The sequence below is a fragment of the Flavonifractor sp. An82 genome (assembly GCF_002159265.1).
Classification (GTDB): domain Bacteria; phylum Bacillota; class Clostridia; order Oscillospirales; family Oscillospiraceae; genus Flavonifractor.
In genome coordinates, this window is record NZ_NFHG01000004.1 from 31,970 (window position 1) to 44,766 (window position 12,797).

The 12,797-nt window shown below is 61.4% G+C and carries 9 protein-coding genes; 7 read left to right on the forward strand and 2 right to left on the reverse strand.

Annotated features, from left to right (window positions below; all coding sequences use genetic code 11):
- Positions 1-230 precede the first annotated feature (230 nt).
- Complete coding sequence (locus B5G34_RS06305; protein WP_087335321.1) at positions 231-3,239, forward strand: S-layer homology domain-containing protein; 3,009 nt, start codon at positions 231-233, stop codon at positions 3,237-3,239.
- Between the two features lie 48 nt (positions 3,240-3,287).
- Here B5G34_RS06305 and B5G34_RS06310 read toward each other — a convergent pair whose 3' ends face one another.
- Positions 3,288-4,166, reverse strand: coding sequence for an aldose 1-epimerase family protein (locus tag B5G34_RS06310; protein ID WP_087335323.1), 879 nt, complete (start codon positions 4,164-4,166; stop codon positions 3,288-3,290).
- Between the two features lie 132 nt (positions 4,167-4,298).
- Between B5G34_RS06310 and B5G34_RS06315 the strand changes: the two genes are divergently transcribed.
- The 5 genes from B5G34_RS06315 to B5G34_RS06335 all read left to right on the forward strand — a co-directional run bounded on the left by B5G34_RS06315 (position 4,299) and on the right by B5G34_RS06335 (position 9,959).
- On the forward strand, positions 4,299-5,105 hold the full coding sequence (locus B5G34_RS06315) for a TIGR04255 family protein (RefSeq protein ID WP_087335324.1): 807 nt from the start codon (positions 4,299-4,301) through the stop codon (positions 5,103-5,105).
- Positions 5,102-5,617 carry a GNAT family N-acetyltransferase gene (locus tag B5G34_RS06320; protein ID WP_087335326.1) on the forward strand — a complete coding sequence of 172 codons (516 nt, stop codon included), beginning with the start codon at positions 5,102-5,104 and terminating at the stop codon, positions 5,615-5,617. Before B5G34_RS06315 ends, B5G34_RS06320 begins: the two co-directional genes overlap by 4 nt.
- 52 nt (positions 5,618-5,669) lie before the next feature.
- On the forward strand, positions 5,670-6,215 hold the full coding sequence (locus tag B5G34_RS06325) for an isochorismatase family cysteine hydrolase (protein WP_087335328.1): 546 nt from the start codon (positions 5,670-5,672) through the stop codon (positions 6,213-6,215).
- On the forward strand, positions 6,212-7,660 hold the full coding sequence (locus tag B5G34_RS06330; protein ID WP_204245916.1) for a nicotinate phosphoribosyltransferase: 1,449 nt from the start codon (positions 6,212-6,214) through the stop codon (positions 7,658-7,660). Before B5G34_RS06325 ends, B5G34_RS06330 begins: the two co-directional genes overlap by 4 nt.
- A 265-nt stretch (positions 7,661-7,925) precedes the next feature.
- Positions 7,926-9,959 carry a glycogen/starch synthase gene (locus tag B5G34_RS06335; protein WP_242956889.1) on the forward strand — a complete coding sequence of 678 codons (2,034 nt, stop codon included), beginning with the start codon at positions 7,926-7,928 and terminating at the stop codon, positions 9,957-9,959.
- 192 nt (positions 9,960-10,151) lie between these two features.
- On the opposite strand, the gene B5G34_RS06340 is transcribed toward B5G34_RS06335, so the two are convergent.
- Positions 10,152-11,423 carry a dockerin type I repeat-containing protein gene (locus B5G34_RS06340; protein ID WP_140397212.1) on the reverse strand — a complete coding sequence of 424 codons (1,272 nt, stop codon included), beginning with the start codon at positions 11,421-11,423 and terminating at the stop codon, positions 10,152-10,154.
- Between B5G34_RS06340 and B5G34_RS06345 the strand changes: the two genes are divergently transcribed.
- Positions 11,356-12,579 (forward strand): right-handed parallel beta-helix repeat-containing protein, encoded by a 1,224-nt coding sequence (locus B5G34_RS06345; protein ID WP_087335331.1) that lies wholly within the window; start codon positions 11,356-11,358, stop codon positions 12,577-12,579. The genes B5G34_RS06340 and B5G34_RS06345 overlap by 68 nt on opposite strands.
- Positions 12,580-12,797 lie beyond the last annotated feature (218 nt).

Below are 12,797 nucleotides of genomic sequence, written 5' to 3' on the forward strand. Positions count from 1 at the left end.
AAAGCTGTGAAATAGCCCTGAAATGGCTATATTTACATGCATTAAATTCGGAATTTTGCCTTGTGATCCGGAAACGAGTATGTTAAGATACCCCCTGTCTTACGGCAAACCCGACGAGAGTCGGCGGCGCTGCAGGGGGAGATTCCGGATGGGAATACCACCAGGGGTGGAGCTCTGCAGTGAGCTCCGCCCCTTTTTTTCGGGCAACAATCACAAGGAGAACAATTTGCATGAAGAAACAGATCTTGTCCCTGCTGCTCACCGGTTCCATGGTGTGCGCCCCTGCCGCCATGGCCGCCCAGCCCGACCAGACCGCCGGCACCTGGTATGACGACGCCATGTCTGTGTGGGCCCAGCGGGGCGTCCTGAAGGGGGACGGCACCGGCAACCTCAATCCCACCGGTTACATCACCCGCGCCGAGCTGGCTGTGATCCTGGACCGGATCATGGATTATCAGATCGCCGCCAGCAACAGCTTTGCCGATGTGGCTGACGAGGCCTGGTACACCGACGCGGTGCTGAAGGCCTGCTCCGCCGGCGTGCTCCAGGGCGACGGGGTCCATGCCCGGCCCGGCGACACCATCACCCGCCAGGAGGCCATGGTCATGATGGCCCGGGTACTGGAGCTCACCGGCCGCAGCCAGGGCGTGAACGCCTTCCGGGACGCCGGCCAGGTGGCCGACTGGGCCAAGGACTCTGTGGGGGCCATGGCCCACGCCGGCTACGTCCAGGGCAGCGGCGGCAACATCATGCCCACCAAGCCCATCACCCGGGCCGAGGTGGCGGTGATGCTGGACAACATGTTCGCCGAGACCTTTGATAAGGCCGGTACCTACACCCAGGACGTGGACAGCTCTGCTGTCATCAGCGCCGACGACGTGACCCTCCAGGGCCTCACCATTGCCGGGGACCTGATCGTGGCTGAGGGCGTGGCCGACGGCCATGTGGTGCTGGACGGGGTCACCGTGGAGGGCAAGCTCATCATCCGGGGCGGCGGTACCAACTCCGTGGTGATCAAGGGCGACTCCAAGGTGGACATGGTTACCGTGGCCCGTCAGGGCGGCGGCGTCCGGGTCTCTGTGGAGGGCAACGCCCAGGTGGGCGAGCTGATGGTGTCCGGTCAGGACCAGCAGGTAAAGGTGGACGGCGCGGTGGAATCTGTCACCGTCATCGGCGCCGACGCCAAGCTGGAGGTCACCGGCACCGTGGGTATCCTCACCGTCATGGAGGAGGCCTCCGACGCTGCGGTGACCGTGGCCAAGACCGCTGTCGTGAGCGATCTGACCGTGTCCGGCTCCGACGCCGCCCTGGCGGTGGCGGGCAAGGTGGAGCAGGTCAGCGTCACCCGGGAGGCGGATGGCGTCTCCATCCAGACCGAGAAGGGGTCCAAGATCGACTCTGTGGTGACCTCCGGCTCCAACACCACTGTGGCGGGCTCTGGTACCGTCACCAAGGTGGAGGCCGCCCCCAATGCCAGCGGCACCACCGTCAGCACCAGCGGCACCAAGGTGGAGAACAACAGCGGCGACTCGGTCACCATTCCCGGCGGCTCTGTGGACGCCGGCCAGTCCGGCAATACTTCCGGCGGTTCCAACAACGGCGGCGGCTCCGGCGGCGGGTCCAATAACGGCGGCGGTTCCGGCGGCTCTGACAACGGCTCCGGCGACGGTGAGGACAATGGCGACGGCGACGGCGATATCGCCGGAGACCAGGAGCAGGCCAAGCAGGCTCTGAAGGAGCTGGTGAAGAACGCCCAGGCCTATGACGGCTATGAGGACCAGCCCGACGGCATCTGGGTGTATCAGGGCAACTTCACCACCAGCGAGAGCGGCGACGAGATGACCGTCAGCGGGGCCTACACCATGACCCAGGTAGCCGACGGCACCGCCATGAACGATATGGCCCGCTTCCTGGGTGCCCTGTACCGCCAGGATAACGGCGCCGCCGTCCAGAGCATCTCCTACAACGGTGAGACCTACACCTGGGACGCCGAGCGGGGTCTGCTGGGCTCCAACTGGGTGAAGGACCCCAGCAGCGAGGAGAACAGCGGCAACACCCTGGTGTCCGTGCTGGTGGCCGACTTTGCTGCCAAGGGGGCCGTGGGGGAGATCACCCTCAACGGCAATCATGAGGCCGCCATTACCCTGAAGCTGGACCTGGGTGTGGTGGTAAACAGCGGGGCGGAGCTGACTGCCGCCCTGGCCAGCCAGGTGGAGTCCATCCAGCTGGGCGGCTCCTTTGAGGTGGAGCGCCAGATCTCCGTTAACCGCCCGGTGGCCATCGACGGCAAGGGTCACACCATCACTGCGGCCGAGGGCTGGACCGGCTCCGGCAATGCCGACAAGCACCTGCTGAATGTGGGCGGCGTGGCCGAAGGGGTGACTATCCGGAACCTGACTCTGGACAGCGCCAACCGGGCCGCCGGCATGCAGGCCTACACCTCCGGCGCTGTGGTGCTGGAGCAGGTGACTCTGCGGGGCAGCAACGCCTCCGGCCTGAATGTCAACGGCTCCAACGTTACGGCTAACGGCCTGTCCATCTCCGGCAGCGCCTGGCAGGATATTGACCTGTCCAAGGGGTCTGCTGTGGAGCAGGGCGCGGTGCTCACCCTCACCGACGCCAATCTGGAGCACTTCCTGGCTATCGTGGAGGATGTGAAGAGCGAAGAGGACCCCGCCACCGCCCAGGTGACCCTGGACGGGACGGCTCTGAGCTCCGTGCTCCATGTTCAGGACGGAAAGCATAAGCAGGTCTTCCTGCTCAACGCCCCTCTGGTGGGAGCGGTGACCGAGGCCGGGGAATACACCTACGCCGACGGATATACCTATGCCGGTTCCTATGAGTCTGTCTTTTCCGGCAGCACCCGTGAGGATGTGGCGGTGACCATCACTGCCCGGTACGACGACCTGTCCGCCCTGGCCGACGGCTCCGCCATGAACGACATGGCCCGCTTCCTGGGTGCTCTGTACCGGCAGGACAATGGGGCCACCGTGGCCAGCATCACCTACGGCGGCCAGGTCTACACCTGGGCCAACGGGGAGAACGCCTCCAACCTGGGCTCCAACTGGGTAAAGGACCCGGAGAGCCCCGCGGGCCAGGGCAATACCCTGGTGTCCGCCATTGTGAGCGCCTTCCAGGAGGAGCCCGGCGAGACCTTCCCCCTGGAGCTGACCCTCACCGATGCCAGCGGCCACACCATGACCCTGACCTTCCAGGTCACCATGGACGGCCAGGCCTGAGCGATGTGAAAAATCCCCCGGCATCTTTTGATGCCGGGGGATTTTCGGTTACAGGGTGTCCACCTGATAGCCCAGGGTGCGGCTTTCGCCGGGGGCCAGGGTGATGCAGAAGGCCTTGTCCTTCAACTCCGGGCCCTCGCCCGCCACGGCGGGGACGCCGTGCCAGGGTTCGATGCACAGGTAGGGGGCCGCCTTGCCCGGGGTGGACCACAGAGCCAGTACCGGGAAGCCCGGGAAGGTCATGCGCACCCCCTTGCCGCTCTTCCGGCTGCGCAGGCGCACCGACTGGGACTTGAGGCCCTGGAAGACCAGGGTATCCATCTCGTCAAAATAATGGTAGGACAGGGGGAGCACGTCGGTGTCCTCCAGACAGGGACGGGTGCGGCTGGGGTCCAGACCGTTGGCGTCGGGCACCAGGGTGGGGCAGGTCTCCTTCTGGTCAAAGAGCACCTCATAGTCGGTGAAGGACTCCCCCTCCTCCAGAGGACAGCGGAAGCCGGTGTGGGCCCCCAGGCAGAAGGGCATGGGCCGCTCCCCGGTGTTGGTGACGGTGACGGCGGTGGCAAAGCCGGTGCCGGTGAGCTGCTGGCGCACCGTCAGCCGGAAGGGATAGGGGTAGAGGGCCAGGGTGTCTTCACTCTCCCGCAGCTCCAGCTCCGCCCAGTCCTCACCCTGGCCGGTGACGGAAAATGTACTGTTGCGGGCAAAGCCGTGGCGCTTCATGGACACTTCCTTGCCCTCAATGAGTACCTTGCCGTCCCGCAGCCCGCCCACGATGGGGAAAAGGAGGGGATTGCGCCCGGCCCAGTAGGCCGGATCTCCCGTCCAGATGTACTCCAGACCGGCCTCGTCCCGGTAGGAGATCAGCTCGCCGCCCTGGGTGGTTACCCGGGCGGTGCGGCCGCCCCGCTTCAGTTCCAGTTCCATCTTACGCGCCTCCTTATCATTCTCATCAGCATTATACCGGCCAAAGTTTGGGAATTCAAGGCTGAAGCGTTTGACATGGGGCACATTCGGGGATAAAATAGATAAGACTTTGAATAGGAAGGAGCAGCCGCTATGCTGTTTGCGCCATACGAGCGTGTCCATTATGCCCGCTCTCCGCTGGTGGAGGTCATCTGCCAGCTCCGTTTCCCCACCATCCTGTCCATCGGGACCAATGAGCCCGCCGCCTTCCAGGAGGCCATCCGGAAGGATTTTCCCAAGTATATGACCCGGCAGGAGCAGCTTCCCCCCAAGGTGGTGAAGAAGGGCAACGCCACCGCTCTGGAGCCCCAGAAGCCCATCACCAACTACCACTTTATTTCGGAGGACGGCCGGTGGAAGATCAACCTGACCCAGAACTTCATCGCCCTGTCCACCCTGACCTACCAGCGGTGGGAGGACTTTGCCATCCGGCTGGACCAGGCCCTGGCCCAGTTCATCCAGATCTATCAGCCTGCCTATTTTGAGCGCATCGGCCTGCGCTACGTCAACGCCATCTCCCGTAAGGTTATGGGCCTGGAGGATCAGCTGTGGGACGATCTGATCCAGAGCCAGTACCTGGGCATCCTGGGCGAGCCCGACGTGGAGGAGAGTGAGATTGTCAAGTGCGCTCTGGACGTGGAGACCCCCCTGGTGGGCGGCTACCGCATGAAGCTCCACGCCGGTCCCGGCCTGGTGGGGGCCAACAACCCCCAGAACCCCAACCAGCCCAAGGAGACCCGGTTCATTCTGGACAGCGACTTCTCTGCCGGCGGTCAGATCAGCGCCGACGGCGTGCCCGAGAAGCTGGAGAAAATGCACCGCTACGCCGTCTGCCTCTTCCGGGGTGCGGTGACTCCCACCCTCCACGAGGCCATGGGCCCCACCCTGGTGGCCGAATGACCGGGGAAATCGCCATCCGCCCCGCCCGGCGGGAGGAACTGGAGGAGATCTGGGCCCTGGTGGGCCGGGCGGTGGTCCATATGAACCAGCTGGGCAATCCCCAGTGGGGGGAGGACTATCCCACCCGTGACTTCTACGCCGGGGACATTGACCGGGGAGAGCTGTACGCCGCCGTCATCGACGGCCGGCTGGCCGGGGTGGCCTGCGTCAACACCAGCGAGTCCCCCGAGTACGATCCCCTGCCCTGGACCACCAGCCGCCCGGCGGTGGTCATCCACCGCATGGCCATCGACCCCGCCTTCCAGCGCCATGGGGTGGGTTCCGCCCTCTTTGCCTTTGCCGAGGGGGAGGCCCGCCGCCGGGGCATTGCCGCCATGCGCATCGATACCTATTCGCTGAATGACCGGATGCAGGCCCTCATCCGTAAAATGGGCTTTACCAAGGTGGGAGAGATCCACCTCCACGGCCGGCCTCTCACCTATCCCTGCTTCGAGAAGGCCCTTGCAATTTAAAGAACAGATATCTATAATAGACAGGTGTCTTGACAGCAAAGGAGGAACGGCCATGAAACGGCTGCTGCTGGTGGTGGACTACCAGAAGGACTTCGTAGACGGCGCTCTGGGCTTTGCCGGGGCGGAACGGCTGGACGGTCCCATCGCGGAGAAAATCGCCGCCTACCATGCCGCCGGCGACGACGTGGCCTTTACCCTGGATACCCACCAGGAGAATTACCTGGATACCCAGGAGGGGCGAAAGCTGCCGGTGCCCCACTGCCTTATGAACTCGGAGGGGTGGCAGCTCTACGGAAAGACCGGACAGGCCATGGATAAAAGCCGGGATATGGTGGTGTGCAAGCCTGCCTTCCCTTCCCTGTGGCTGGGCAACTGGCTGAAGGGGCAGGGCTATGACCGCATCGAGCTGGTGGGGCTGGTGTCCTACCTGTGCGTGCTGTCCAACGCCATCGTGGCCAAGGGGGCGCTGCCCGAGGCGGAGCTGGTGGTGGACGCGTCCTGCACCGCCGGGCCGGACCCCGTCCTCCATAAAAACGTGCTGGACCTGATGGAGGCCCTGCAGATCACGGTCATCAACCGGGAGGTTACAACACCATGAAGCAACATATGAACTACACTTTGCTCTGCGACTTTTACGAGCTTACCATGGGCAACGGCTATTTCCAGACAGAGGGCTACGCCGAGCAGATCTGCTATTTCGACGTATTTTTCCGCAACGTGCCCGACGGGGGCGGCTTTGCCATCGCTGCCGGTCTGGAGCAGGTCATCGACTATGTGGAGCGGCTCCACTTTGACGAAGAAGACATCGCCTATCTGCGGGGCAAGGGCTGCTTCTGCGAGGGCTTTTTGGAGTACCTGAAGAACTTCAAGTTCACCGGCGACATCTGGGCTGTGCCCGAGGGCACCCCCATCTTCCCCCGGGAGCCCTTCCTCACTGTCCGGGCCCCCGCCATCGAGGCCCAGTTCATCGAGACCTTCCTGCTGCTCACCCTGAACCACCAGTCCCTCATCGCCACCAAGACCAACCGCATCGTGCGGGCGGCCGACGGGCGGCCGGTGAGCGAGTTCGGCTCCCGCCGGGCTCAGGGCCCCGACGCCGCCATTCTGGGCGCCCGTGCCTCCTACATCGCCGGCTGCGCCGGCACCGCCTGCACCCTGGCCGATGAGGTGTACGGCTCTCCCGCCGGCGGCACCATGGCCCACTCCTGGGTCCAGATGTTCCCCGACGAGTATACCGCCTTCAAGACCTACTGCCAGCTCTATCCCCACTCGGCCACTCTGCTGGTGGATACCTATAACGTGCTCAAATCCGGCGTGCCCAACGCCATCCGCGCCTTCAAAGAGGTGCTGCTGCCCCAGGGCATCACCAACTGCGCCATCCGGCTGGACTCCGGCGATCTGACCTACCTGTCCCGGAAGGCCCGCAAGATGCTGGACGCGGCGGGGCTCACCGAGTGCAAGATCGTGGCCTCCAACTCCCTGGACGAGTACATCATCCGGGACCTGCTGCTCCAGGGGGCCAAGATTGACTCCTTCGGCGTGGGCGAGCGGCTCATCACCTCCAAGAGCGAGCCGGTGTTCGGCGGCGTGTACAAGCTGTCGGCGGTGGAGGACAAAGAGGGGAACATCATCCCCAAGATCAAGATCAGCGCCAACCCGGACAAGATCACCAACCCCGGCTTCAAGAAGGTGTACCGCCTCTTTGACAACGAGACGGGGAAGGCCTTTGCCGACCTCATCACCCTGTGGGACGAAAAAGTGGACGAGAGCCAGCCTCTGGAGCTCTTCGATCCCGACGCCACCTGGAAGCGCAGCGTGTTCACCAACTTTACCGCCAGGGAGCTGCTGGTGCCCATCTTCCAGGGGGGCAAGCGGGTGTACGACTCCCCGCCCATCGCGGAGATGCGGGCCTGGTGCGCCGGGCAGATCGACCTGCTGTGGGACGAGGTCAAGCGCTTTGAAAACCCCCACAACTACTATGTGGACCTCTCCCAGAAGCTGTGGGACCTGAAGCGGGACCTGCTCAACCGGGAAGGGAAATAAGCATAAAGGCGTGCTGCAGATCCTGCGGCACGCCTTTGCTATATCCTTTCTATGAAGCGAAGGGGCTGAAACCGCCCAATTAGATTTATGATGTTTTGGTAAAATCATGAGTTTTCAACCGGAATATACCAAAAAGGGGTGTAAAAATGAGGATGGATATGTTATATTCTTAACGTCAGCAAGTTTTGCCCCTGCGTAGAGCTCATACCCATCTGAGGCGGCAGGGGTTTTAGGATTAGGATGATATGTGAAAGGAAGAATCATAATGGCACGGGAAAAAACGGACTCCATGAACGTGAAAAAGACCGCGGCTGAAACGAAGCCTGTGGAAGAGAAAGCTCCTGACGCAGTAAGTCCCGTCTCCGCCTCGAAGGAGGCTGTGGCTGCCACGGAGAAGACGGCAGCCGAAAAGAAAAAGGCGGCTCCCGCCGCAAAAAAAGCCGAGCCCGCCAAAGAGGCAGCCCCCGCCGAGAAGAAGGCGGAGCCCGCCAAGGAAGCGGCCCCCGCCGCGAAAAAGACTGAGCCCGCCAAGGAAGCGGCCCCTGCCGAGAAGAAGGCGGAACCTGTCCAAGAGGCAGCCCCTGCCGAGGAAAAAGCCAAGCCTGCCAAAAAGACGGCCGCCGCGAAGAAAGCCGAGCCTGCCAAAAAGACAGCCGCCGCAAAAAAGGCTGAGCCTGCCAAAAAGACGGCTGCCGCGAAGAAAGCCGAGCCCGCCCAAAAGGCGGCGGCTACCAAAAAGAAGACCGCTTCTGCGGCCAAGCAGAAGGAGGCTGCCCCTGTGACGGAAGAGAAAAGCGCCCCCGTGGTGGTGAAGGCTGCTCCTGTGAATGAGACCATGAATCTGCCCCGCCGGAGCGTGGCCTTTATCGGCTCGGAGTGCCATCCCTTTGTCAAGACGGGCGGACTGGGAGACGTGATGTATGCCCTGCCCCGGGAGCTGGCCCGGCTGAACTGTGACGTCCGGGTGATCCTGCCCCGCTATGCCTGCATCCCCCAGGAGTATCAGAACAAGATGATCTACCGCGGCGAGTTCTACATGGACCTGGGTAAGACCGGCCGCAGCTATTATGTGGGGATCATGGAGTATATCTGGGACGGCGTGGTGTACGACTTCATTGACAACGAGGAGTTCTTCTCCTGGGGCAATCCCTACACCAATCTGGTGGATGATATCCCCAAGTATTGCTTCTTCAGCAAGGCTGCCCTGGCTGCCCTGAACTATATGGACTGGATCCCCGACGTGGTCCACTGCCACGACTGGCAGGCGGCTCTGGTGCCGGTGTATCTGCGTACCTTGTTCAAGGACTCCCCGGTGGGCCGGGCCAAATCGGTCATCACCATCCATAACCTCCGCTTCCAGGGCGTGTACAACATCCCCACCATCCAGTATTGGTCCGGCCTGCCTGACGAGGTGTTCGGCATGGGCGCGCTGAAGCAGGACTGGGTGGAGGGCAACATGCTCAAGGGCGGCCTGGCCTACGCCGACCGCATTACCACCGTCAGCGGCACCTATGCCTGGGAGATCCAGACCAGCGAGTACGGCGAGCGGCTGGAGGATCATCTGCGCTATCACAGCGGCAAGCTCCGGGGCATCGTCAACGGTATTGACTACGGCATGTGGAATCCGGAGACCGACCCCGCCCTGGCAGAAAACTACGGCCTGGGCAATGTGCTGGACCACAAGATGGCCAACAAGCTGGCCCTTCAGAAGGAACTGGGCCTGGAGCAGGATACCGGCAAGTTCGTCATTGGACTGATTTCCCGGCTCACCAACCAGAAGGGCCTGGATCTGGTCAACGCCATCATTCCCCAGGTGCTGGACGGCAACACCCAGGTGGTGGTGCTGGGTACCGGCGACAAGCAGTATGAGAATGCGTTCCGGGCCTATGAAGAGGCCTATAAGGGCACCTTCAGCGCCTGCATCCAGTATGACGAGGGGAGAGCCCACCGCATTTACGCCGGCGCCGATGCCCTTCTGGTGCCTTCCCGCTTTGAGCCCTGCGGGTTGACCCAGCTCAACGCCATGCACTACGGTACTCTGCCCATTGTCCGTGAGACCGGTGGGCTGAAGGATACCGTGGAGCCCTACAACGAGTTCAACGGCGAGGGCAACGGCTTTACCTTTGACCGGTATGAAGCCGGCCTGCTGCTGGATGCCATCAACCGTGCAAAATCCCTTTATTTCAACAACCGTTATCACTGGGACGAGGTGGTCCAGCGGGACATGGCCAAGGATGTCTCCTGGGAGAAGTCCGCCCGTCAGTACAAGGACCTGTATCTGGAACTGACCCAGTGGTGATGTTCATAAAAAGTGAATCGGTCCGGTAAAAGCGGACCGTGATAAAAAAGCCCCCTGATGCAGCAAAACATGAACTGCATCAGGGGGCCTTATCATAAGCTGGCCTGGCGCTGGCGAGGCCGGCTCTGTAGGTAGCTTAAAGCCAAACTATGAGTTTTAAGCGAGTGCACCGCATGGTGCTGCGGTATTTAATTAGTTTGATTTTTGGAGATAAAGCTCTGACAATGGGATTTGATTTTGGTCCAATAGGAATATCCGAAGGCTATCCCACCCGCGCCTCAGATTGCCCGGGAGGACATATGTGTGGGTGCCTGACTGCAGCTCCACTTGTTGGAGCAGGGCCTGTTCCATTCTATTTCCGGTATAGGACGCCGCGATCAGGCAGACTGTTTGGCTGGAATTGGTTTCCACGGTTACGTGTAAGGTATCATCGACAACAGATACATCTGTAGTGCGGGCTGCGGGCTCGCCTGTCAGACTTCCCGGCACCACAAGGACGGGCACCTGAGTATAGGATCCTGCCTGGAAGAAGTCACTGCTGTCATAGGAGAGATCCAGTGTTCCAAACAGAGGGATTTCCCGCTCGGTGTGGACAGATACGGTGAAAAGTTCACCGTTCACCACTTCTGTTTGGCTGCTGTACCAGGAGACGATTCCAGTCTCGACATTGTAGGAGAAGTTTCCGACTTCCGGCAGACTGTTATCCGGCTGCACATCGGTGACGACGTAGCCCTCCGGCAGCTTCAGTTGGAAGCGGAAGGCTGCAATACCGGGGCAATTTGCGCCGGATACAGTGAAGAATGCGTTTCCATCAGCGTCTACCCGGCAGTCGGAGACGGTGACCTGATAGGGTTCCGATGCCGTCAAGGAGGAAAGGGGCAGACCACTGGTGGGCTCCAGGCTGCTGTTGAGCAGCTGGGCAAGAGCGGAGAGATCCTTCACGTCCAGCGTCCGGTCGAACCAGACGTCGGCAGCCTGCTCCTGAGCGGCGTCCATCTCCTCCTGTCGGTTGAACCACCGGGCGAAGTAGACGATGTCCTTCATGTTGACGGCCCTGTCATAATAGATGTCGCCCACTGCCCGGTCCAGAATGGATACTCTGCCCTCCTGGACGGTGAAGCCTACCTCTTCCTGGTTGCTGTTGCAGATATCTGAGGGAGCGAAGGAGAGAGACACAGGCACATCCTGAGCTTCTTCCGCCGTCTGCCAGGTGATGGTGAAGGCCAGGCCGGTGTCCCCAGTATCCTGGGCACTATACCAGGTGAGGCGGAAGGGCTCGCCCGGCGCCAGGGTATCCAGGTTGGAGGTCAGAGTACCGCCGGACAGGCAATCTCCCGCCGTGACGGACAGAGGGGTAAGGGCGGTATCGTCGTAAGTTACCTCCTGGGTCCATGATGTGGACAGCCGGGGGCCGCTGTACCTGCGCTGCGATGCCGGGAATCCGGGAGAGCTGTATGACAGCATCGAGTTCCAGAGTGCCGTAGGAGTGGCCGAGGGCTATTGGGGCATTGTGGACTGTACGGATAACAATGTGATCGACAACCTGTGCCTGATGTACCGCAGCACTATAGGCGTTGATCTGAGCCGGGGAACCGGCAATCGGGTGCGGAACTGCGAGATCGGCTGGATCGGCGGCGGGTCCCATATCCTGAATTACAGCACCGGAGAGGACCGCTTTGTGCCGGTCTCCGGGGAGTGCGTCCGCATGGAGGGGAGCAATACAGCTACCGTGAATTGCTATGTCCACGATGCCTTTGACGGTGGTATCACCATAGAATTCGACGAAGAGTTTCTCTGGCCTGACTACCTGTTTCTGGGCATGACTATGACCGGCAATCTGATCGAGAATTGTATGGCCGGGGTGCTGATCGGCGACCACAACCAGGACTGGGATAATACCCGGGAGACCTTTGGAGACGTGACGATCACGGACAACCTGATCTTTGACAGCGGCTACGGCTGGAGCGGAGAGGACGGCTACGACTGCACCTGGATGGGCGTCACCGACAGCGGGAACGCCATCACCCTGTGGGACGGCCCCACCTACAACAGCGGCATCACAGTGGAGAACAACGTCCTTTACCGGACCAGACACGCGCTGGTGATGATGGGGACCGACGAGGCGAACAGCCCGGCCTTTTCCGGCAACACGTACGGCCAGAACAACAACGGCATCTGGGTCTATTGCAGGGTATTTCTGGAAAACTACAGCGTGATGGCTCCGCTCTACGCCGTTACCAGTGAGCGGATGGACTATGTCTGCACCCAGCTGCTGGGGGACGAGGAGGCGCGGGTGCTGGCGCCCTCCGTCTGTCCCCGGGCGGAATTTGCCGTGGAGGGTGACCGGCTGACAGGAAGGATAAGCTTTGAGCTGTCCGGCCTCTCGGGTGATTTCCTGCTGGCCGCCGCACTGATGGAAGCGGACAGCGGGCGGATGCTGGATGTGTTTTCCTGGGAACGAGTTGGCGGAGGACGGGAGCTGGTGTCCTTTTCCTGCACGCTGCCGGAAGGACACGAACTGGAACTGCGTACCTTTGTACTGCGCAAGGACGGAACACTGCTCCCGGCCCAGGAGCGACTGCGTTATGCGGTGGAAGAAGGCACGGCAGTTCCCAAATAAATCGATAAACGCGCAGAATTTTATATTTTGTAGATTCCGGCGCAGCACGCAACACAGCTCATCGTAGTACCGTTCCGCAGCGGAGATATCTCCGTATGGTTTAGGGTAAAAAGATGTGCCGCAAAAACATTTGTTTTTGCGGCACATCTTTTTTGCTTGGCCTGAGTGTTTCTTATCTTGGGGATCACAACCCCTGGGTAACGGACTTGTAAATTAGG